Source organism: Nocardia sp. NPDC004340, from assembly GCF_053602575.1.
Map to the genome: position 1 here is coordinate 1157987 of NZ_JBSGDW010000001.1, position 22137 is coordinate 1180123.

Below are 22137 nucleotides of genomic sequence, written 5' to 3' on the forward strand. Positions count from 1 at the left end.
GAACGTAGCGGCGACGCCGCCACGACCCGATCCGGCGCGCCAGGTCAGAGCGTGCGGGTGAGCCGATCGGCGAGGATCCGGGCGAAGTGCGCCGGGTCCTTCAACTCCCCGCCCTCGGCGAGAACCGCCGTGCCGTAGAGCAATTCGGCCGTCTCGGTGAGGGCGAGCGGCTTGTCCTCGTCGCCGGACACCTGCGCGTACGCGTCGCGCAGACCCGTCACCAGAGCGTGGTCCGGGTTCAGTTCCAGGATGCGCTTGCTGTGCGGCAGCTCCTGGCCGGAGGCGCGGTACATGCGTTCCAGCATCGGAGTGAAATCGAACACATCGCCGACGATGCAGGCCGGGGAGGTGGTGAGCCGGTTGGTCAGGCGCACCTCCTTGACCTCCGCGTCGAGGGTCTGCTGGAGCCAGCCGAGCACGCCGGAGAAGTCCTTCTCCTGCTGTTCGCGCAGCTGCTCGGAGGCCTTCTTCTCGTCCTCGGTCTCGAGGTCGACCTCGCCCTTGGCGATGGAGACGATCGGCTTGCCCTCGAACTCGGTGACCGAGCCGACCCACATCTCGTCGACCGGGTCGGTCAGCACCAGCACCTCGAGACCCTTGGCCCGCAGCGCCTCCATGTGCGGCGAGTTCTCGATCTGCTGCCGGGACTCGCCGGTCATGTAGTAGATCGCCGACTGGGTCTCGGGCATGCGCTCGACATACCCGGCCAGCGTGGTCAGTTCGCTCTCGGAGTGCGTGGACGCGAACGACGAGACGCCCAGGATGGTCTCGCGGTTGTCGGCGTCGGAGAGCAGGCCCTCCTTGAGCACCCGGCCGAACTCGCGCCAGAACTCCTGGTACTTGGCCTGGTCCTCGGCGTTCTTCAGATCCTTGACCGTGGACAGCACCTTCTTCACCAGGCGCTTGCGGATCATCTGGATCTGGCGGTCCTGCTGCAGGATCTCGCGGGACACATTGAGCGACAGGTCCTGTGCGTCGACCACGCCCTTCACGAAGCGCAGATACTCCGGCATCAGCTCTTCGCAGTTGTCCATGATGAACACCCGGCGCACGTAGAGCTGCACGCCGCGCTTGTGCTCGCGGGTGAACAGGTCGAACGGCGCGTGCGAGGGAATGAACAGCAGCGCTTGGTATTCGAAGGTGCCCTCGGCCTTCATCGGGATGATCTCGAGCGGATCGTCCCAGGCGTGGGCTACGTGCTTGTAGAACTCCGTGTACTCCTCGTCGGTGACCTCGCTGCGCGGGCGGGTCCACAACGCCTTCTGGGAGTTCAGGGTCTGGGTCTCGACGATGGTCTTCTCGACCTTGTCCTCGCCGTCGCCCTCCATGACGGTGCGCTCGACGTCCATCCGGACCGGCCAGGCGATGAAGTCCGAGTACTTCTTGATGATCTCGCGGAGCTTCCACTCCTGCGTGTAGTCGAAGAGGTGATCGTCCTCGTCGGCCGCCATCAGGTGCAGCGACACCGCGGTGCCCTGCGGGGCGGTGTCGAGTTCCTCGATCGTGTAGGTGGGGCTACCGGCCTCCGATTCCCAACGGGTACCGGTGGTTTCGCCCGCCTTGCGGGTGGTCAGGGTGACCTTGTCGGCCACCATGAAGGTCGAGTAGAAGCCGATGCCGAACTGGCCGATCAGCTCCTCGGCCTGCTGGTCGCCCGCCTTGGCCTCCAGCAGCTGCTGACGCAGCGCGGCGGTGCCCGACTTGGCGAGGGTGCCGATCAGGTCCACCACCTCGGCGCGGGACATGCCGATGCCGTTGTCGCGCACGGTGAGCACGCGGTTGTCGCGGTCGACCTCGAGCTCGATGTGCAGATCCGAGGTGTCGGCGTGCAGGTCCTTGTCGCGGAAGGTCTCCAGGCGCAGCTTGTCCAGCGCGTCGGAGGCATTGGAGACCAACTCCCGCAGGAAGGTGTCCTTGTTCGAATACACCGAGTGGATCATCAGCTCCAGCAGCTGATGGGTCTCGGCCTGAAACTCCAGGTGTTCGACGTGTTCGGTCACGACGCGATATTACGACGGTCGAAGTCGGCGATGGCGGGAACCTCGGCGTCCGCGCGGTCGGTCATCCAATCCCGCAGTACCTGGGTGGCGCGGCAGTCGTCCTCGTTGTACTCGAAGATGCGGGTGCGCTGCGACAGGTCCGGTTCGCCGCCGTCGTAGGCGACGGCCAGGCGGTACCAGGCCATCGACGCCTCGCCGCCGGCCTCCGCGTCACGCCAGTGGAAGCCCGCGACCGGCGCGATCTTCTTGAGGCCCTTGCCGTTCGGGCAGATGAACTGCTCCGACACCGCCTGAAACATGTCCACCCACTGCGGCCCGTCCACGAACCGCTGCACCTCCCGCTCGGTGGGGATGCCGGGGCGGCCCGCGAACCGGCGCGCCGACTCGTAGAGCCACTTGTCCTCGGCGGTGCGCGAATAGCAGTAGGCGGCAAAGGATTTACCATCGGCGGCGGCCTGCGCGCGCACGCCCATCAGCCAGGTCCAGAACTCCGCGAAGGAGCGGCCCTCGTCCTCGGTGGGCAGCGGATCCCAGGTGACGAACGGGCGGTACACGCCATCGAGCAGGGTGCCCCACAGGTAGGCGCCGTGCTCCTGGAAGCTCTCCAGGTCCACGTCCACCTCGACATCGGCGCGGGTCACCCGCACCCGGTCCACCCGGCGGACCAGCGGCGCGCCCGTCGCCCAGGCGCGGGCGGTGACCACGGCCTCGGTGAACGGCTCGTACTGCCAGTCGTCCGGGTCGTCGCCGCTCCAGGCGGCCAGCTCGTCGATGGTCTCGACGCCGTGGCGGCGCAGCACCTCCGCGCGCGAGCCCGGGGCCACCAGACTCACGTCACGGTGGTCGGCCAGCCACTGCCCACAGCTGCGGCCACCCTCCTCGGGGGCCCGGCCCCACCAGGGGCACTGACGGCATTCGGGGACTTTCGAAGGGACGGTGGGGAGTTCGCCGCGCACCACCGCGATGCGGTCGGCGTAGCGGATGTCGTAGTCGTCCAGCAGCAGGGCCAGGTCGTGCACCAGGATGCGGTCGAAGTGGTAGCCGATGGCGCCGCCGGTCAGGCTCGGGCTGGCCAGGCCGTGCCGCTGCAGCATGCGGTACAGGTGCGCGAGGCGCTGGAGGTCGCGCGGCTGCGGCCGGGTGCGGACGTGCCTGTCCTCCTGGGGATTCCACTCGTACAGGCCGCTGGTCACCGGGTGGTGGTCGGCCGGGTCCGGCTGGCGGGGGTCGGTCACCTTGTGGTTCACCACGATGACCGGGCGGTATCCGCCGCGATCGGTGTCTCGCCACAGGATTTCGCACCCGCCGCGACGGCCGGTGTCGGCCTCCTGCGGCAACAGCCCGCCCCAGATGCGGTCGGCGCCCGCGGCCATGGCGGCCATGGTGGCGGCGGCCCGCGCGGTCGCGGGCTGCTTGGGATCGATCACCGTCCAGCTCTCGGGCGCCGCGGCGACCAGGGTGTCGCGCACCTGAGATCTGTGCGCGGCCGCCGCTTCTCGTCGCTGTTGCACGCCGGCGTCCTCGGCGACTCCGGTCAACACGCCCGGATGGGTGGCGTCCAGGAAAAGCCGGTGCCGGCACCCGATCAGCGCGCGCGCGTCCACGAACGCCGTCCGCTCGCCATGGTCACCGATACCCGAATACACGCCAGTCAGTATGGCCTCATCCCCCGACAGGGTCGGCGGGCCGCCCTGTTTCCGCCAGGCGCTCGCTCCGGCGGGAACCCACCCGTTAGGGTGATTCGCACACTGCGTTTCATGGGCGGACAGGCATTTCCCCCGGCCCTGTACTGCCATGGCGAACCAGCATGACGGAGGCCATCAATGGGGTTGTTCACCAAGCGCAAGAAGCGGGTCAGCCGCCGAGCCGAGGCGAAAGCCCTCAAGCACAAGGCCGGCATGGAGGCCAAGCTCGGGGCGCGCAACGAGCGCAAGCGCAACCGCGCCGAGGCGCGCACGCAGCAGCAGGTCGCCAAGGCCGAGATCGCGAAGCTGCAGGCCGAGGAGAAGGCCGCCGAGAAGGTGGCCGCCCGCGCCGAACGGGACCCGTTCAGCGCTGCCTCGATCCGCAAGTACCTCGGCGTGGCCCGGATCCTGGTGCCGGTGCTGGCGCCGCTCGCCTACCGCGGTGCCACCTTCGTGCGGGGGCAGCTCGACACCCGCCGCGCCCAGCAGCTCGGCGTCGGCCTGGACCAGCTCGGCGAGTTCGCCGGGCCGGGCGCCAAGCTGCAGGCCCGGATCGCGGGCGTGGAGTCGACGCTGGCCGAGATCGAGGCCAAGCACACCGACACCGAGACCAAGAAGTTCGTGGCCGCCAGCCGCGACCGGCTCGACAGCCTGTCCGCGGCGGTCCGCACCGCCGCCCAGATGCCGGTGCCGCGGCGCCGCGCGGTGCACGCCTCGATCTCCAACGAGCTCTCCGGCATCGAGGCCGACGTGCTCAACCGGCTCGGCGTGCGCTGAGTCACCCATGAGCTCGGTGCGCGGCGGATCGGCCGGGGTGGCCATGGCCGCCCTGGCGGTCGGCGCGCACGGGTTCGCGGGCGGCGGCTACCCCGGCACCTCCGGGCTGATGCTGCTGATGCTGGCGGCGGCCGCGCTCGGCGCGATCGCCGCCGTGCTGCGGCCGCCCGCCGCGCTGCCGCTGCTCATGCTGGCGGGCCAGCCCGTCTGCCACGTCGCGCTGAGCGGCCTGGTGCAGCACGGGCACGCCGCGCGGGCAATGGAATTCACCACGCACGGGCCGATGGTGTTCGCGCACGCGGTCGCGGGCCTGGTCTGCGCGTTCGGGATCCTGGTCGCCGAGCGGCTCTACGAACTGATCTCCCGGGCCGTCCGAGTCGCGCTCACCCGCCCCGCCGGACCGCCCGCGCGGGTCGCGCGGCTGTGCCCGGCGCACCACTCCCCCACGTCGAAAACCCTTCTCGCACTGGGCGCGGCCGGACCGCGCGCGCCCCCGGTCACGGTGTAACCCCGCTCCCTAACTTCCCGTAACCATTGTCAGAGAAGGCAATACATCCATGAACACCTCTCTTTCGCGTGCCCTGATCACGTCGGCGGCCGCCGCGGGGCTGCTGCTGTCCGGCGCGGGCATCGCCGCCGCGCACGTGGTGGTCGACGCTCCCGGCGCTACCCAGAAGGGCTACACGGTCGCGACCTTCCGGGTGCCGACCGAGTCCGACACCGCTTCCACCACCAAGGTTTCGGTGACGCTGCCGAATCTGAAGAGCGCGCGCACCGAGCCGATCGCCGGTTGGACCGCCAAGGTCGAGAAGAACGCGCAGGGCCAGGCCGTGTCGGTCACCTGGACGGCCGATCCCGGCAACCCGGGCGTGGCGCCGGGGCAGTTCCAGCGCTTCGCGGTCTCCCTCGGGCCGCTGCCCGAACAGGCGAAGGTCAGCTTCAACGCCAGCCAGACCTACAGCGACGGCAAGGTCGTGGACTGGAACCAGCCCGCGAACGCCGACGGCACCGAGCCCGAGCATCCGGCCCCCACCCTCACCCTCGCCAAGGGCACCGGCCACGATGACGACGCGCCCGCCGCCGACGCGGACAAGGGCGACAAGGCCACCGACGACACCGCCCGCTGGCTCGGCGGCGTCGGCCTGGCGCTCGGCGCGCTGGGCGCGGCGCTCGGCCTGGGCAGCGTCATCCGGGGACGGCGGTCATGAGCCGCAAGGTCGCCGGTCTGATCACCGGCCTGCTGGTCACCCTGTTCGCGTTGCTCGGCGGCGGTGTGGCGGGCGCGCACTCGGCCGTGGTGGGTTCCACCCCGGAGAACGGCGCGCAGATCGACACCTCCCCCGCGACGGTCAGCGTCACCTTCAACGAGAGCCTGCAGCCCGCCTACCCGTCCATGACGGTCACCGGGCCGGACGGCAATCTGTGGTCGAAGGGGCAGCCGAAGGTGGACGGCGCGACGCTCAGCGTCGAGGTCGGTGAGCTGGGTCCGGTGGGCGAGTACAAGATCGCCTACCGGGTCACGTCCGCCGACGGGCACCCGGTCAGCGGCACCCGGTCGTTCACGCTCACCAAGGCGGGCAACGGAACTCCGGGCCCGAAGTCGGACGCCGGCGCCAAGTCGGGCGGCTCCGACGGCGGGGTGCCGCTGTGGATCTTCATCGTGTGTGCGGTGGTGCTGTTCGGCGGCGGCCTGGCCTTCGCGCTGTTGGGTGGACGGGGTAAGCGGCGCTCGTGAACCGGCCCGGCCGCATCGATCGTCGCCGGGAGCGCGGGACGACCGGCGGTAGCAGCTCACCGAGATGGCTACTGCTGCTGGTCATTCCTGCCGCCCTGGCCGGGGCCGGGCTGGCCTGGGCGCTGGCCGCCGAGGATCCGGTGCAGGCCGAGGCCCCGGTCCGGGTGCTCGCGGACTGCGCGGGGGCGACCGTGCTGGGGCTGGCGGCGCTGCCGCGGCTCTCGGACCGGTTGACCCCACACTGGCGGGCGCTCACCGTGGCCGCCGCCGCGTGGGCGGTCATGGAATTCGCCATGCTCGTGCTGGAAGCCGCGGAGGTGCAAGGGATTCGGGCGCGGCGGCTGAGCGGGACCCAGTTCGGCGACTATCTCGCGCACGTGAGCGGCGGGCAGATCGGAATCGCGCTGCTCATCGGGACCGGGGTGGTGGCGGCCTACAGCGCCTTCGGTTTCCGGCGACCGGATCGGGCCACCGCGGATCTGGTGCTGGTCTTCACCGCCGTGACGCTGGCGCTGCGGCCGATCACCGGGCACATGTCGCAGCAGACCTTCGGGTCGGTCCTGGCGGCGGTGCACGCGCTGGCCGCGGCGGCCTGGTTCGGACTGCTGCTGGCGCTGGCGATGACCGTGCGCACCCGCGGCGAATGGGCGGCGCTGCTGCCGAAGTACTCGAATCGGGCGCTGCCGCTGGTGGTCACGGTGGCCGTCACCGGGCTGGTGAACGGGCTGGTGCGGATCGGCGGGGTCAGTCCCCTGGTGACCACCGGGTACGGGCGGATCCTGCTGGCGAAGACGGTGCTGGTGGCGGTGCTGATCGGGCTGGGCTGGTGGTGGCGGCGCGGCTGGGTGCCGAAGGCCGCCGATCACCGGATGACGGCGGAGCAGTCGCTGCGGCGCGCGATTGTGGAAGTCCTGGTGATGGCGCTAGTGTTCGGGTTGGCCGCGACGCTGGCAGTGACCGCGTGATAGATGGCATGCATCACAACCCCTGCGACAAAAACTAGAACACGTTACAGTTGCGCCCATGACAGAAGTCAAGATCGTCGCGGATTGCGCCGCCTCGGCCGAATCCGCCTTCGCCTATGTCAACGATTACCGGCATCTGCCGAAATTCATCAATGAGATCAGCGCCTTCACGCCGCTGACCGAACAGATCGAGGGCGTGGACGCCACCTTCGACGGCACCATTCAGCTCGGGCCGATCGCGCTGCACTCCACCATCAAGATCGTGCGGCACGAGCCCGGATACGCCATCGCGGTGAAATCCATCAAGGGCTTCGAAATCGAATCCACCTTCCTGTTCCACGACAAGGGCGCCGAATCCTGCACCATCGACGCCATCGTCGACTATCGGGTTCCCGGCGGCCTGGCGGGCAAGATCCTCGGCAAGACCATCGAGCCCTTCGTGAAGCTCGCGGTGAAGAGCTCCACCGGCAACCTGGTCAGCCAGGTCTCGGCCTTCCACGCCGAGCGCACCGGCGCCGAGCCGGACCGCACCAACGCCTGATCCAGTCCACGGGTCGTCAGAGCCGCCGACCCCCCGCGGTTGTCCGCCGCGCGCTCCCTGAGGGATCCTGGGCGCATGTCCGAACGCACCACCCCCAGCCCGCTGCAGCGCCTCGGCTACATCTGCGGCCGGCCCCTCCCGCCGTCCATGCGGGACTGGGTGCTTCGTGACCTCACCGGACCCGGCGCCACCCGCCGCTACCTGCTGCGGATCCTGATCCCGATCATCCCGGTGCTGTGCCTGTTCCTGCTCATCCCCGGCCCGCTGTGGATGGGCCTGGCCATGATGGCCCTGCTGTATCTGCCGCTGATCTACTTCACCGCGGCCCTCACCTACGTCTTCCGCCGCAATCGGCTCATCAAGAACGGCCTGGACCCCGCCCTGGCCGACGCCGACCGCCGCGCCCGCGAGGCCGCCGACCGCACCGCCTACGAACAGCGCCACGGCCGCGCCTGACCCTGTGTCCCCGGTCTCGATTCGAACCCCCCGACCGCCGCGAGGAATACGCTCGAAGGCAGTGATAATCGGCTTCGGGTTCGATGGAGAACCAGATGGAACCTCAATGGGCGGCACCGCAATTCCTGGCGAGTGATGCTGATCGGGAACACGCGATCGAGGCGCTGAAACAGAGTTTTCAGGCCGGGCGGATCACGGTCGAGGAATTGTCCGAACGCATCGGGCACGCGCTCACCGCGCGGACCTGCGGGGAAATCGACCGGGTGATGAGCGGATTGCCGTGGCAACCGGTCACCCCGATGCGATATCCCGCGTATTACGCGCCCTATCCGCCGCCGCCCGCGCGGTCGAAGGGCATGGGGATCGCCGCGTTCGTGCTCGGAGTGTTCGGCTTCCTGTGCGGATTCACCGCGGTCCCGGCGGTGGTGCTGGGCCTGGTCGCGCTCACCGTCGAACCCGAACGCCGCGACGATCGGGGATTCGCGATCGCGGGGCTCGCGGTGGGCGCGATGTGGATGCTGGTCTTCGGGTGGATCTACTTCAGCTGACCGCTCGCTCGAAGGCCAGCAGGTCGGCCTCGGTCTGGCGGAACAGCCAGTAGTCGCCGAGGAAGCCGAGCACGCCCGCCACACACAGGCCGTAGAGCGGGACCAGCACCAGCGCCACCTCCCCCGTGTCGAGGAACATCAGGCTGGCGATCACCCCGACCAGCGGAATCGCCACGGCGACCGCCAGATAGCGGGTGCAGCGGCGGCCCAGCGCGCGCAGCGCGTCCCGATCCTCGGCCGTCTCGCCGTGGGTGAGCAGCCGCGGATAGAAACAGCGCACGATGAAGAAGGTCACCACGAAGAACGGGTAGGCGACCGCGATCGCACCCGAAACCAGCAGCGTCGCGACCAGATTCGCGATCCGGCCCGGCGACAGGTCGGTGAGGACGACCAGCGACACCGCCGACACCACGGCCGCCAGCACCCACCACACGAAGGCCAGCAATGCCACCCGGTCACCGTTCTTCAACGTGTCCCGGCGGGCCAGCGACAGGGCCGCGGAATCGTAGGTGCGGCCCCGGCGCAGACCACGCCACACGATGAAGGCCCGGCGGCACAGATAGTTGGTGACCACGATGGCCGCGGGCGTCGAGATCAATACCAGCGCATTGCCGACCACCTGCAACCGCGCCCGCTCCTCGGGCGTGAACCACAGCGCCCACAGCGGATGGTTGTGCAGATTCGCGTAGGTCATGCCGAGCGCGTCGCCGACCAGGCTGGCCACCGTGATCAAGGCCAGCAGCGACCACGGACCGACCCGGGCCCGCCAGCTGTGCTCGGGCGGATCCACCAGATCGCGGGCCCGCTCGTCCAGGCACAGCTCCAGCTGCTGGGCCAGGGCCGCGCCGTCCGCCCAGCGGTTCTCGCGGTCGGGGGCCAGGCATTTCAGCAGCACCCGGCGCAGGGTCGCCGGGCAGTCGGACGGCAGCGCCTCGAGATGGACCGGATCCACCTCGTGGCGGCGCAGTCGCAGCATGCGCTCGAGCGAGGACTCCGAATCGCCCGCGCTGGTCTCGTCGTCGAAGGGGCGGTGGCCGGTGAGCAGTTCCCACAGCACCACCCCGAGGGCGTAGACATCGCTGCGCCCGTCCAGCGCCTCGGCCGTCTCCGGCAGGTGCGGATGGCAGGCGGCCAGCTGTTCCGGGGACATGTAGGCCAGGGAGCCGCCGAAGTAGGCCAGCGGACTCGCGCCCGCCACGTGGGTGCTGAAACTGATGTTGAAGTCCGCCAGCTTCGGGCTGCCGTCCGCGGTGAGCAGCACGTTGGCGGGCTTGATGTCCCGGTGCAGGACGCCGTTGGCGGAGGAGTAGTCCAGCGCGCGGGCCAGCCGGGCGCCCAGCCACGCAACGGTTTCCGGCCAGGTCCGCTCCGCGTGCTCGGTGCGCGTGGCGGATTCGCCGGGCACCAGGCCGCCCTTGTCGCGCATGGCGGCGTTGACGGCCTCCAGCAGGATGCCGCCGTTCCGTTCGGCCGGTTCCCGGGAACGCACCAGCCCCAGCACCTTCGACAGCGTGCCGCCCGGAAGGTACTGCATGTAGAGCAGTTTCAATTCCCGGTCGGCCAGCAGCCGCTGATCGAAGACGCGCACGATGTGTTCGTGGTCGAGCTGGGCCAGGGTTTCGGACTCGGTGCCGTGGTTCTGCGAGATCTTCACCGCGACCAGGCGTTGCATGGATCGCTGCCGGGCCAGGAAGACCCGGGCGAAGGCGCCCGCGCCCAGTTCCACCAGCAGATCGAAGTCGTCCATCCGGTCGCCGACCTCGATGCCCTCCAGCGCGTGCTGAGCCTGCGGGCGGGCGATCAGGGTGCTGCGGTAGTCGTGCTCGGCCCATTCGGTGGGAGCCGCCTCGGTCGGGTAGCAGCTGATGTCGAGGGCGATGCCGGAGCGCTCGAGCGCGTGGAACTCCTCGTAGGCCAGGTCCGGGGGCAGTGGGCCGGAACGCAATTCGTCGAACTCGCCGCGGTATTCGGCCAGGCGTTTGGGGAAGTCGTAGCGGATCCAGCGGTATTCGAGGTCCACCTTGATCAGTTCGATCAGCGCGACGCGACGCAGTTGCGGCGCGCGCGGCAGGAATTCGACCAGGTTCGGCGGGGCGCCCGCGGCCTCCCAGGCGGCCTGGAACCCGGCGATGGTCGACGCCAGCAGAGATCGGATCTCGTCGACGCCATCGGAGTCGATCACCGGTTCCACGTACATGCCTCCCCCGACCTGGATTCACCGGGTGGTCGCCAGTATGCGCCCGAGAATCCGACTGAGCGGTTGATTCATTCCTGTAGATAGATCGCGGAGCGAGCGCGGAGCGCATCACCCCCGGCTCGGGGCAGCCGGCCGGAGCCCCCGCACGGCCGGTCGCGGAGCACTATTGTCGCGGTATGAGTGAGCAGTTCCCGGAACGGATCTGGGGTTCCCGTACCAACCTGCTGTCCCGGCTGGCCAGCCCGTTCGCCGCCACCAAACTCGGATCGCTGGTCATCCGCAAGCTGACCCCGCTCGATCGCCGGGTGATCGAACGCAGCGGCGGCAAATACACCGTCCTGGGCCCGATCGGCGCGCCCGTCATCCTGCTCACCACCGTCGGCCGCAAGTCCGGCGCACCCCGCACCACCCCGCTGCTCTACGTGCACGACGGCGACATCCTGTACGTGATCGGCTCCAACTTCGGCCAGGCCCACCACCCCGCCTGGACCGCGAACCTGCTCGCCAACCCGGCCGCCGAGGTCGCCATCGCCGGGCAGCACCTGCCCGTCACCGCCGCCCTGGTCACCGACGAGGACCGCAAGCGGGTGATCTTCGAACGCTTCGAGGAGACCACCGAGGCGTACACCGCCTACCGCAATCGCACCGGCCGTGACTTGCGGATATTCGCCCTGACAAGATAGTTCTCGTGACCGAATCAACGAACGTAGTGGCAACCGCCGACCTAGCCGACGAGATCGGCCCCGAGATCCGAAGCTGCGACACCCAGTTCATTCAGTTCGGTGGCCGCGACACCTTCGCCGGCCGCATCGTGACCATCAAGACCTTCCAGGACAACCTGCTGGTCAAGCAGACCCTCGGCGAGCCCGGCGCGGGCCGCGTGCTGGTCGTCGACGGCGGCGGCAGCATCCACACCGCGCTGGTCGGCGACATCATCGCGGGCCGCGGCGTGGACAACGGCTGGGCCGGCGTCGTCATCAACGGCGCGGTCCGGGACTCCGCCGTGCTACGCACCATGCCCATCGGCATCAAGGCGCTCGGCACCAACCCGCGCAAGAGCACCCAGAAGGAGGGCAACGCCGAGAAGGACGTCACGGTCGAATTCGGCGGCGTCAGCTTCGTCCCCGGCGACATGCTCTACAGCGACCATGACGGCGTCGTGGTTCGCAGCGAAGACTAGGCCGACTCTCGGGAAGCTCTCAGCGGCTGGAGCCCGGAACCCCCGACAATGGGAACCCGTGTGCCTTCAGCCGCTGGTGACCCGAGCCTTGTGCCCGGCCAACGCCACCACATCCCCGGCGTGTAGCTGCCGTCCGCGGCGCAGCTCCACCTCGTCGTTGACACGTACCAGGCCCTGGGCGATAACGGTCTTGGCTTCCGAACCCGAATCGATGAGGTTCGCCAGCTTCAGGAACTGGCCGAGTCGAATGACCTCGTCCTCGATCGGGACATCGAATGGATCCGACATGGGATACATCCTCACCCGCGACCGCCGCGAGACCAAACCGCGCCCCCGCCACCGGCCGCCACGCGGCGGTGACCGCCACCGGCCGCACCGCGGTTTCCCCCACCAGCCGCACCGCGGCGACGAGACACGAACCGGGTTCTGAGTGCACATGGGTACGGGCAACATTCACACTGGTGCGGTGACTTCCACGCAGGACCGGCCGCACCCCGACTCCGACCACAGACCGGAGCCGCGGTCCCCGGAGGTGCCGCACCGTGGGCACGGCCGGTTGCGGGAGCTTCCGCACCTCGCCGGCACCGCGCTCGGCATCTTCTCGGTCCTCTGCTTCGCCTGGAGCATCTCGCCCGGGCTGCGCTACCTGACCACACACCTGCGCCACTTCGTCGACACCTACTACTTCGACGCACCCGACACCTCGCTGGTGTGGGCCCTGGTCATCGGCCTGCTGGCGGGCGCGACCGCCAGCCGCAAGCGCATCGCCTGGTGGCTGCTGGTCGCCTATATGGCGGCCTTCGCGCTCGCCAACGCCCTCGACTTCGCCTCCGAGGGCGACATCAACGCCCTGGTGGCGTTGATCATCCACGTCGCGGTGATCGGCGTCCTGATCGCGTCCTGGTCGGAGTTCTACACCCACGTGCAGCAGGGCGCGGTGTGGCGGGCGCTGGGCGTGCTCGCGGGCGGACTGGCCGTGGGCAGCCTCGCCGGATGGGGTCTGGTCGAACTGTTCCCCGGCAGCCTGCCCGACCACACCGAGCGCGCGCTGTGGGCGGTGTCGCGGGTGACCGCCACCATCCTGGTCTCCAACGAGGACTTCGACGGGCATCCGCCCCATCCGGTGAACCTGCTGCTCGGCCTGCTCGGCGCCATCGCGCTGCTGGCCGCGGTGATCACCCTGTTCCGGTCGCAGCGCTCCTCCAACGCGCTGACCGGACTCGACGAATCCGCGCTGCGCGGGCTCATCGAACGCTCCGACGTCGAGGACTCGCTCGGCTACTTCGCCACCCGCCGCGACAAGGCCGTGGTGTTCGCGCCGAGCGGCAAGGCCGCCATCACCTATCGCGTCGAGCTCGGCGTCTGCCTGGCCTCCGGCGACCCGATCGGGCCGAAGGAGGCGTGGCCGCACGCCATCGACGCCTGGCTCCGGCTCACCGACCAGTACGGCTGGGCCCCCGCGGTGATGGGCGCCAGCGAGCTCGGCGCCACCGCCTACCGGCGGGCCGGTCTGTCCGCGCTGCGCCTGGGCGACGAGGCCATCCTCGAGACCCGTACCTTCTCCCTCGCCGGACCCGATATGAAGCCGGTCCGGCAGGCCGCCAATCGTCTTGCCAAACAAGGCATCACGGTGCGGGTGCGCCGCCACAAGGAGATCTCCCTCGAGGAGATGCAGGACGTCATGCGGCGCGCCAACGAATGGCGCGACACCGAGACCGAACGCGGCTTCTCCATGGCCCTGGACCGGCTCGGCGACCCGCTCGACGGCGACTGCCTGCTCGCCGAGGCGGTCGCGCCCAACGGGCAGGTGCTCGGCATGCTGTCGTTCGTGCCGTGGGGCCGCACCGGCGTCTCCCTCGACCTCATGCGCCGCGACCGCACCGGCCCCAACGGGCTGATGGAACTGATGATCTCGCGGCTCGCCCTCACCTCCGACCAGTACGGCATCACCCGGATCTCGTTGAACTTCGCGGTCTTCCGCGCGGTCTTCGAGGAGGGCGGCCGGATCGGCGCCGGACCGGTGCTGCGGCTGTGGCGCGGCGTGCTCATGTTCTTCTCACGCTGGTACCAGCTCGAGGCGCTGTACCGCTCCAATGTGAAGTACCAGCCCGAATGGGTGCCGCGGTTCTCCATGTTCGAGGAACGCCGCCACCTGCTGCGGGTCGCCACCGCCAGCGCGCTCGCCGAGGGCTTCCTGCCCCGCTTCGGCCGCGAACACGACGCCTCCGCCCACACCGGTCTGCGGCCCTCGGTGCCCGCCGGCGTCACCGGCCTGCACGCCGACGGCAGCCCGCCCGACCTGCCGCCCGAGGAACTCGAGGAGAACGGCCGGCGCCGCCCCGAACAGGTGCGGGTGCGGATGGACAAGCTGGCCAAACTCCAGGACTCCGGCGTCGAGGCCTACCCGGTCGCCTATCCGCCCACCCACACCGTGGCCGCGGCCCGCGGCTGCCCGCAGGGCACCACGGTGCGAGTCTGCGGGCGGCTCTTGCGGATTCGCGACTACGGCGGCGTCATCTTCGCCGTGCTGCGCGACTGGTCCGGCGACATCCAGCTGCTCATCGACAGCGGCCGGGTGGGCGCGGACCGCAGCGAATCGTTCACCGAGTTCTTCGATCTGGGCGACCTGATCGAGGTGAGTGGCCAGCTGGGCCGCAGCCGCCGCGGCGAGCTGTCCCTGCTCGCGCAGGACTGGCGGATGATCGGCAAATGCCTGCACCCGCTGCCCGACAAGTGGAAGGGTCTCTCCGATCCGGAAGCCCGGGTGCGGCAGCGCTACGTCGACATGGCCATCAATACCGACATCCGCGAGGTGATGGCCAAGCGCAGCGCGGTGGTGCGGTCGCTGCGGGACAGCCTGCACGGCTGGGGCTTCCTCGAGGTCGAGACCCCGGTGCTGCAGCAGGTGCACGGCGGCGCCAACGCGCTGCCCTTCACCACCCACATCAATGCCTACGACCTGGACCTGTACCTGCGCATCGCGCCCGAGCTGTACCTCAAGCGGCTGTGCGTGGGCGGCATGGAGAAGGTGTTCGAACTGGGCCGCGTCTTCCGCAACGAGGGCGTCGACTACAGCCACAACCCCGAGTTCACGATCCTGGAAGCCTATGAGGCGCACAGCGATTACGAACGCATGATGCACGCCTGCCGCCAGCTCATCCAGGCCGCCGCGGTCGCCGCCAACGGCAGGATGGTGGCGCTGCGCCCCGGACCCGACGGCGTGCTCACCGAGGTCGACATCTCCGGCGACTGGACCGTCAAGACCGTGCACGGTGCCGTGTCCGAAGCGCTCGGCGAGACCATCACCCCCGACACCGACGCCGAACGCCTGCGGCTGCTCTGTGAGAAGGCGGGCGTCCCGTTCCAATTGGGCTGGGACGCCGGGCAACTCGTGCTCGAGATGTACGAGCACCTGGTGGAGGCCACCACCCAGAACCCCACCTTCTACATCGACTTCCCCACCTCCGTGTCCCCGCTCACCCGCGCGCACCGGCACATCGCCGGTGTCACCGAACGCTGGGACCTGGTCGCCTGGGGCGTCGAATTGGCCACCGCCTACAGCGAATTGACCGATCCGGTGGAACAGCGCCGCCGCCTCACCGAACAGTCCATGCTGGCCGCCGGCGGCGACCCGGAGGCCATGGAACTCGACGAGGACTTCCTGCAGGCCCTCGAACACGCCATGCCGCCCACCGGTGGCCTCGGCGTCGGCGTGGACCGGGTGGTCATGCTGCTGATCGGCCGCAGCATCCGCGAAACCCTGCCCTTCCCGCTGGTGAAACCGCGCGGCGCGGGCAGCTGAACCCGGCAGGACCGGGGTAAACCCTGATTCCCGCGGCCGTCTCCCCGGTTAATCTGGGAGTTCGGCCCGGGAGGGCCACCGGCCACACCGATTGGGGACTCCATGCATTACCTAGATCTCATGACCCAGGCGACACTGCTGGACCACCATGTGTGGACCCACCCCGACACCTGGAACGCCGCCCTCGAGAACACCGCCGCCCGCCGCTCCAGCAGCAAGCGCGGCATGAGCTTCTGGGGCTTCCTGGGCGTCTGCTGCATCGGCATCGTGATCCTGATCCTGGGCATCGTCTACCTGATGCGCCGCAAGAAGGGCTGACCCCCGGCACCCCCGGGGTGCGCTGCGGGCCGGGTGCGGCAGAGTGGGGGTGTGCAGTTGATCCTCGTCCGCCACGCCCAGCCGCAGCGCGTCCAGGCCGAATCCGGCCACGCCGACCCGGATCTCACCGCGCTCGGGATCGAACAGGCGGGCCGGGTTCCGGCAGCACTCGCCCAGCACCGGATCGCGCGGGTGGTCAGCAGCCCGCAGCAGCGGGCCCGCGAGACCGCGCGGCCCACTGCCGAGAAGCTCGGGCTCGACATCGACATCGTGGACGGGCTCGCCGAATACGACCGCGAGCTGCCGATGTACATCCCCATCGAGGACGCGCAGCGGGACTTCCAGGAAACCTACGAGCGGATCAAGGCCGGGCATCTGCCCGAGCAGATCGACGGGGATGCCTTCATCGCCCGGGTGCGCGACAGTGTCACCGCCATCGTGGCGGCCGCCGCGCCCGCCGACACCGTGGTCGTCTTCGCGCACGGCGGCGTGATCAACGTGCTGCTGCAGGACGTGCTGGGACTGGCGCGCCCGCTCACCTTCCCGATCGACTACTGCTCGATCACCCGAATCCTGTACTCGCGCACCGGTGGCCGCACCGCCGCCACCGTCAACGAGAACGGGCACGTCTGGGACCTGCTGCCGCGCGCGCAACGCGCCCTGCCCTGACCGGCGCCCGACCAACGCTCAGCCGACTCCCAGCCCGGTCGCACATACCCCGGAGGCCCGGGCCTTTCGATGGGACTCGTGAGCCGCTCCCCCCGCGGCGCACGATCCCGACAGAAAGGCACCACGATGTCCGCCCTCGACAAGCCCCGCCGTCGTCTCGCCATGCGTCTGGCCGCGGCCGGGTTCCTGGCCGCCATCCCGCTCGCCGTCGTCGCCCTCCCGGCGAACGCGGCGACCCCCGCAGACACCGCCACCCCGGTCGTCGCCCAGCAGATCGACGACAACGGGCCGTGGGACCACGATCACGACCGGGACCGCGACCGCGATCACCACGACCGCGATCACGACGGTGACCGGAACCGCGACGGCGACTGGAACAACAACAACGGCGACAACGGCTGGAACAACAACCCCGCCCCCACACCCGCGCTGCCGCCCACCGGCTCCTTCGGCTAGATCCCCGCAGACAGTCGAAAAGGCCGCTCCCGGAATGGGAGCGGCCTTTTCGATGCGGTGCGATCCTGGGGCGCAGGACCTCTCACCCGAGGATCAGGCGTTGGTCGCGATCCAGTTGTGCATCCAGGTCAGCGCGGTCTGGCCGCCGCCGACGCCGTAGCTGCCGTAGCTGGTGTGCTTGCCGCTGCGGTAGAACTGCTCGAGCTGGTGCGCGTACTCGCTGTCGGCGCCCTCGGCCAGCTGCGCCTGCAGGGTGCCGAAACCACCCTGGGCCATCAGGTCATTGAGGATCGACCCGAACTCGAGCTGGGTCTGCCACGGGTTGAAGTTGTTCGGGTTCGTCGCCTGCGCCAGGAAGCCGGCGAAGCGGGTGACGAAGTCGGTCTCCTCGGTGGAGCAGTACAGGTCGCCGAGGGCGCACACGGTGCGCACCTTGTCGCTGACCCAGCCGAAGCCGCCGGCGCGCGGCCCGCCCGCGCCCGCGCCCGGGGCGAACGGACCGATCTGGGCGTCGGTGGGCGAACGCCGCGGGTCGGAGATCAGCGCGACGGCCGCGACGCGATCCGGCGGCACCACGCCGTGGCCGCTGCCGATCTCGGCGGCGAGATCGCCTGCGGCGTCGGCGCCCTGGCTGTAGCCGGTGATGGCGATCTTGGTGCCCGAGCACCGCGCGGCCACGGCCTGGACCAGACCGCGGGCGTTGTCGACGGCTTCCTTCTTGGAGGCGGCGTAGATGTCGCCCTCCCACGGGAAGGCGGTCGCCGCGTAGGTCACGTAGTCGACATCACCGGGTAGACCATTGGTCACCGTGGCCAGCATGCCGGGCTTGGGGTCCTTGTCGTGGCCGGTCTCCCAGGTGCCGGGGACGGCAACCGTGTAGAGACGCGGGCAACTCGGGTCCGCCGAAACGGGACCGCTGCCCAGGACGATTCCCGACATGAGCACGCTCGCCGCTGCACCCGCAGCCGCGACAATATTCTTCAACCGCACCCTTGCTCCAGTTCACGCTTGTGCCGGGACATCTCACGCGTCCCGTATTCCCGATCATGGTGCGGTCGCCGGATGACACTCCGGTGCACTCCGGGTTAACCCAGGTAACCGCCCCGTATGAGTTCGCCGGAACAAACTGGTCGACGAGATCAGCGACACACCGCCGACAAGCATAAAGGGGCCTAGTCAGCAGTGCCAGACGAGCAGGCGAAGACGTCCGATTCCGGCCGAACATTCACCGGCGCAGCAATATCCGGCAAACCCGGCGGATCAGCCCTGAAGCGCGGCCTCGAGCATCGGCCAGGAGCGGTGCAGCGCGTCTTCCCAGTACCGCCAGGAATGCGTTCCGGAGGGCCGGAATTCGACCTGCGCCGGGATGCCGAGCGCGCCCAGCCGGTCGGCGAGCTGATGCGTGCATCCATTGGTCGCGGCCTCGATCAGCCCGCCCAGGATGATCTGGTTGGCCAGCGTCGCCGGGCGACCGCCGATCGACGGCGAGTCCAGGGTGTCCATCGGACCGGGCAGTCCGGTGGAGTTGGAGATGAACAGCGCCTTGCCGCGCAGCTTCTCGGCATTGAGCACCGCGTCGTGCCGGGCCCAGTCCGGGTCGCCGGGCGGACCCCACATGTTGCGGGAGTCGGCGTCGCCGCGGTCGAGCACCATCTGAATGTACTTGCGGCTGTTGTCATCGGCGGTGGAGGCGCAGCCGCTGTAGGCGGCGACCGCGCGGTAGCGATCGGGCGCGAGGATGGCCATGTTCAACGCGGAGGTCGCGGACATGGAGACGCCCGCGATGGCGTTCGCGCCGGAGGTGTTCAGCGCCTTGTCGATAATGGGCGGTAGTTCGGCGGTCAGGAAGGTTTCCCACTTCTGGCGGCCGATCGCCGGGTCATCCTGTTGCCAGTCGGTGTAATACGAGAATTTACCGCCGACCGGCGATACCACATTCACGTTCTTGTCGGAGAAGAAACTGACAATATCGGTTTGCCGATACCAGGTCGCAGCGTCCTCGCCGCCGCCCGCGCCATTCAACAGATACAGCGTCGGTCGCGGCACGCTGTTGTCGAATGCGGTGAGGACCTGGAGCGTGATCTCCCGGCCCATGGCGGCCGAATAGACCTTGAACTCTTCCTGCCGCTGTCCGGGCCGATCGATCGAAACGAGGTGGGATTCCGCGGAATTCGCGGGATCGGCCGTGGCCGTACCGATGGCCTCCGGCGACAACGTGAGGGCCAGCGAGAACGCCAGGCCCGCAATCGCGGTGAGTGCCGGTGACTTACGGGTGCGCATCGGTACGGGTGTTCCTATCGATCGAATCGGCCCGGTCGGGGATCAGCTGCCGATGTACTTGCGGATCGCGTCCGAGATGATGTCGGAGAACGAACCGGTCGAGCTGGTCTGACCGTCCGAGGAACCCAGGCCGTTGTTGTTCAGGCTGCCGAGGGCGGACTCGCCGACGGTGTTCGGGCGGGCGGTGAAGCACGCGGTCAGGTTCGGCAGGCTGTTGCTGACGCCGACGGTGCCGGCGACGCCGATGCCACCACTGGTGACCTGCTGACCACCGGAGAGGTTGGTGGGCACGCGGTAGGTGATGGTGTAGGTGACCGGGTTACCGGAGTTCACGAACCAGCCCGGGTTGGTGACCTTCCAGCCGCCGCCGTTGGGCTCGGGGGTGACCGCCTCGGTGCGCTGGCCACCGGCCAGGTGGTAGGCGGTGACGCTGGCCTCGAGCGGCGCGCCGAAGCCGGACGGCGGGTAGTCGGTGATGGTGTTGACGTACGGGTTGCCGATGCCGGTGGTGCCGACGACGATCTTGTAGGTCGCCGTGGTGCCGACGCCGATCGAGTCACCGTTGACCGACTTGTCGTAGGTCATGGTGATGCCGACGGTGCTGGCATCCTTCTTCTCGGCGTGCGAGCTGATGGCGCAGGTGCCTTCGGCGGACGCGACGCCGGTTTCCATGACGGCCATGCCCATACCGGCGAAAACCATTGCGCCAGAAGTCGCGATTGCGGCCGCGCGGCGATTACGGAACATTACTTTTCCTCCAAAGATGTCCCGAGATCCTCCGGGACCGATCCATACTTACCGAGCGCTGCGGACGACTCGGAGAGGTGGACTCCACACGAGGGGTAAGTAAACAGGTGTAACTGGTCCCCTGTCCAGGGTTTGCGAAAACTACTCGAAGCTACTGACTAGTAAACATTTCACATACGTTTATCGCATGACCAAAAGTGTCCCGGCATGACAAAAGGTGCCCCAGAACCGAAGTCCGGGGGCACCTTCGAGCGTTCGCTCAGTGGCTGCGGATCAGCGCTGGGCGACCATCGTCGGGGTGATCGGGGACGGCAGCGCCGTCTCACCCTCCAGGTACTTGTCCACCGCGGCGGCCGCCGCGCGGCCCTCGGCGATGGCCCACACGATCAGCGACTGACCGCGGCCCATGTCGCCGGCGACGAAGACGCCGGGCACCGTGGTGGCCCAGTCCTTGTCGCGCATGACATTGCCGCGCTGGTCGTAACCGACGCCCAGACCCTCGAGCAGGCCGTTCTTCTGCGGACCGACGAAGCCCATGGCCAGCAGCACCAGGTCCGCCTCCAGGGTGAAGTCGGTGCCGTCGACCTTCTCGAAGCGGCCGTTGACCATCTTCACCTCGTGCGCCTGCAGGCCGGTGACCTTGCCGTCCGCACCGACGAAACGCTCGGTGTTGACGGAGAACACGCGCTCGCCGCCCTCCTCGTGAGCCGAGGAGACGCGGTACATCAGCGGGTAGGTCGGCCACGGGGTCGAGGCGGCCCGCTCCTCCGGCGGACGCGGCATGATCTCGAACTGGTGGATCGACTCCGCGCCCTGACGGTGCGAGGTGCCCAGGCAGTCCGCGCCGGTGTCACCGCCACCGATGATGACGACCTTCTTGCCACGCGCGTTGATACGCGGCAGGCCGTCCTCGTCGGTGATCTGGTCGCCCAGCTGCACGCGGTTGGCGAGCGGCAGGAACTCCATGGCCTGGTGGATGCCGTCCAGGTCGCGACCCGGGATCGGCAGGTCACGCGCGATGGTGGCGCCACCGGCCAGGACGACCGCGTCGAACTGCTTGCGCAGCTGCGCGGCGGTGATGTCCACGCCCACGTTCACGCCGGCCTTGAAGATGGTGCCCTCGGCCTCCATCTGCGCGACACGGCGGTCGATGAAGCGCTTCTCCATCTTGAATTCCGGGATGCCGTAGCGCAGCAGGCCGCCGATGCGGTCGTCGCGCTCGAACACGGTCACGGTGTGACCGGCCCGGGTCAGCTGCTGGGCGGCGGCCAGGCCCGCGGGGCCGGAGCCGACGACCGCGATGCGCTTGCCGGTGAGACGGGTCGGGTAGACCGGGGTGACCCAGCCCTCGTCGAAACCGTTCTCGATGATCTCGACCTCGACCTGCTTGATGGTCACCGGATCCTGGTTGATGCCCAGGACGCAGGACGCCTCACACGGAGCCGGGCACAGGCGGCCGGTGAACTCCGGGAAGTTGTTGGTCGCGTGCAGCCGATCGAACGACTCCTTCCACGCGCCCTTGTACACCAGGTCGTTCCACTCGGGAATCAGGTTCCCGAGCGGACAGCCGTTGTGGCAGAACGGGATACCGCAGTCCATGCAGCGGCTGGCCTGCTTCTGCAGGGTCTCGTGGGAGAACTTCTCCTCGTAGACCTCTTTCCAGTCCAGCAGTCGCAGCGGAACCGGACGGCGCTTGGGCAGTTCCCGGGAAGTGTGCTTCAGGAAGCCTTGTGCGTCACCCATTTACGAACTCCTGACTAATGCGCTGCGCGCACGGAACA

22 protein-coding genes are annotated in these 22137 nt (G+C 69.0%); 14 read left to right on the plus strand and 8 right to left on the minus strand.

Features of this window, described 5'->3' with window-relative positions; translation table 11 throughout:
* Positions 1-44: 44 nt before the first annotated feature.
* Both htpG and ACWEOI_RS05090 read right to left on the minus strand, forming a co-directional pair.
* Positions 45-2000: a molecular chaperone HtpG gene (htpG, locus tag ACWEOI_RS05085; protein WP_452358986.1), complete on the minus strand. Its 1956-nt coding sequence runs from the start codon at positions 1998-2000 to the stop codon at positions 45-47.
* Entirely contained in the window at positions 1997-3646 is a 1650-nt protein-coding gene (locus ACWEOI_RS05090) for a TM0106 family RecB-like putative nuclease (protein WP_433669604.1), read from the minus strand. The genes htpG and ACWEOI_RS05090 overlap by 4 nt, the downstream gene beginning before the upstream one ends.
* Before the next feature lie 177 nt (positions 3647-3823).
* Here ACWEOI_RS05090 and ACWEOI_RS05095 point away from each other — a divergent pair, with 177 nt between their 5' ends.
* The 8 genes from ACWEOI_RS05095 (at position 3824) to ACWEOI_RS05130 (ending at position 8707) form a co-directional block, all read left to right on the plus strand.
* The gene (locus tag ACWEOI_RS05095; RefSeq protein WP_433669603.1) at positions 3824-4462 is read left to right on the plus strand and encodes a DUF6474 family protein; all 639 of its coding nucleotides are present in this window, start codon (positions 3824-3826) and stop codon (positions 4460-4462) included.
* A gap of 7 nt (positions 4463-4469) precedes the next feature.
* Complete coding sequence (locus ACWEOI_RS05100) at positions 4470-4970, plus strand: hypothetical protein (RefSeq protein ID WP_452358987.1); 501 nt, start codon at positions 4470-4472, stop codon at positions 4968-4970.
* A 49-nt stretch (positions 4971-5019) separates the two neighbouring features.
* Positions 5020-5670 carry a YcnI family copper-binding membrane protein gene (locus ACWEOI_RS05105; protein WP_379278178.1) on the plus strand — a complete coding sequence of 217 codons (651 nt, stop codon included), beginning with the start codon at positions 5020-5022 and terminating at the stop codon, positions 5668-5670.
* A complete protein-coding gene (locus tag ACWEOI_RS05110; protein WP_452358988.1) occupies positions 5667-6197 on the plus strand; it encodes a copper resistance CopC family protein in 531 nt (176 codons plus the stop codon). Before ACWEOI_RS05105 ends, ACWEOI_RS05110 begins: the two co-directional genes overlap by 4 nt.
* Positions 6194-7162, plus strand: a complete 969-nt coding sequence (locus ACWEOI_RS05115; protein ID WP_452358989.1) for a copper resistance D family protein — start codon at positions 6194-6196, stop codon at positions 7160-7162. Before ACWEOI_RS05110 ends, ACWEOI_RS05115 begins: the two co-directional genes overlap by 4 nt.
* A 58-nt stretch (positions 7163-7220) precedes the next feature.
* On the plus strand, positions 7221-7703 hold the full coding sequence (locus ACWEOI_RS05120) for an SRPBCC family protein (protein ID WP_433592366.1): 483 nt from the start codon (positions 7221-7223) through the stop codon (positions 7701-7703).
* 75 nt (positions 7704-7778) lie between these two features.
* Entirely contained in the window at positions 7779-8159 is a 381-nt protein-coding gene (locus ACWEOI_RS05125; protein ID WP_379278185.1) for a DUF5313 family protein, read from the plus strand.
* Between the two features lie 95 nt (positions 8160-8254).
* Positions 8255-8707, plus strand: a complete 453-nt coding sequence (locus ACWEOI_RS05130; protein ID WP_433669595.1) for a DUF1707 and DUF4190 domain-containing protein — start codon at positions 8255-8257, stop codon at positions 8705-8707.
* Here the strand turns inward: ACWEOI_RS05130 and ACWEOI_RS05135 are convergent.
* A complete protein-coding gene (locus tag ACWEOI_RS05135) occupies positions 8700-10904 on the minus strand; it encodes a protein kinase domain-containing protein (protein WP_433669593.1) in 2205 nt (734 codons plus the stop codon). The two genes, ACWEOI_RS05130 and ACWEOI_RS05135, sit on opposite strands and share 8 nt — an antisense overlap.
* Positions 10905-11080: 176 nt before the next feature.
* Between ACWEOI_RS05135 and ACWEOI_RS05140 the strand changes: the two genes are divergently transcribed.
* Together ACWEOI_RS05140 and rraA are read left to right on the plus strand one after the other, a co-directional pair.
* Positions 11081-11587, plus strand: a complete 507-nt coding sequence (locus ACWEOI_RS05140) for a nitroreductase/quinone reductase family protein (protein WP_433669591.1) — start codon at positions 11081-11083, stop codon at positions 11585-11587.
* A gap of 5 nt (positions 11588-11592) precedes the next feature.
* A complete protein-coding gene (gene rraA / locus ACWEOI_RS05145) occupies positions 11593-12084 on the plus strand; it encodes a ribonuclease E activity regulator RraA (RefSeq protein WP_433669590.1) in 492 nt (163 codons plus the stop codon).
* Positions 12085-12150: 66 nt separating this feature from the next.
* On the opposite strand, the gene ACWEOI_RS05150 is transcribed toward rraA, so the two are convergent.
* Positions 12151-12372, minus strand: a complete 222-nt coding sequence (locus ACWEOI_RS05150; RefSeq protein ID WP_357088410.1) for an RNA-binding S4 domain-containing protein — start codon at positions 12370-12372, stop codon at positions 12151-12153.
* A gap of 178 nt (positions 12373-12550) precedes the next feature.
* Here ACWEOI_RS05150 and lysX point away from each other — a divergent pair, with 178 nt between their 5' ends.
* From lysX to ACWEOI_RS05170, 4 genes are all read left to right on the plus strand, one after another.
* Entirely contained in the window at positions 12551-15886 is a 3336-nt protein-coding gene (lysX, locus tag ACWEOI_RS05155) for a bifunctional lysylphosphatidylglycerol synthetase/lysine--tRNA ligase LysX (protein ID WP_433669588.1), read from the plus strand.
* 120 nt (positions 15887-16006) lie between these two features.
* A complete protein-coding gene (locus ACWEOI_RS05160; protein ID WP_357088413.1) occupies positions 16007-16204 on the plus strand; it encodes a hypothetical protein in 198 nt (65 codons plus the stop codon).
* Between the two features lie 51 nt (positions 16205-16255).
* On the plus strand, positions 16256-16873 hold the full coding sequence (locus ACWEOI_RS05165) for a histidine phosphatase family protein (RefSeq protein WP_452358990.1): 618 nt from the start codon (positions 16256-16258) through the stop codon (positions 16871-16873).
* 126 nt (positions 16874-16999) lie between these two features.
* Positions 17000-17329, plus strand: coding sequence for a hypothetical protein (locus ACWEOI_RS05170; protein WP_452358991.1), 330 nt, complete (start codon positions 17000-17002; stop codon positions 17327-17329).
* Between the two features lie 93 nt (positions 17330-17422).
* On the opposite strand, the gene ACWEOI_RS05175 is transcribed toward ACWEOI_RS05170, so the two are convergent.
* The 4 genes from ACWEOI_RS05175 to ACWEOI_RS05190 all read right to left on the minus strand — a co-directional run bounded on the left by ACWEOI_RS05175 (position 17423) and on the right by ACWEOI_RS05190 (position 22099).
* Positions 17423-18268: a cutinase family protein gene (locus ACWEOI_RS05175; RefSeq protein ID WP_433669582.1), complete on the minus strand. Its 846-nt coding sequence runs from the start codon at positions 18266-18268 to the stop codon at positions 17423-17425.
* Between the two features lie 321 nt (positions 18269-18589).
* A complete protein-coding gene (locus ACWEOI_RS05180; RefSeq protein WP_433669581.1) occupies positions 18590-19609 on the minus strand; it encodes an alpha/beta hydrolase-fold protein in 1020 nt (339 codons plus the stop codon).
* A gap of 42 nt (positions 19610-19651) precedes the next feature.
* Positions 19652-20311, minus strand: a complete 660-nt coding sequence (locus ACWEOI_RS05185; RefSeq protein WP_357274979.1) for a hypothetical protein — start codon at positions 20309-20311, stop codon at positions 19652-19654.
* A gap of 318 nt (positions 20312-20629) precedes the next feature.
* Positions 20630-22099 (minus strand): glutamate synthase subunit beta, encoded by a 1470-nt coding sequence (locus ACWEOI_RS05190; protein ID WP_433669579.1) that lies wholly within the window; start codon positions 22097-22099, stop codon positions 20630-20632.
* Positions 22100-22137 lie beyond the last annotated feature (38 nt).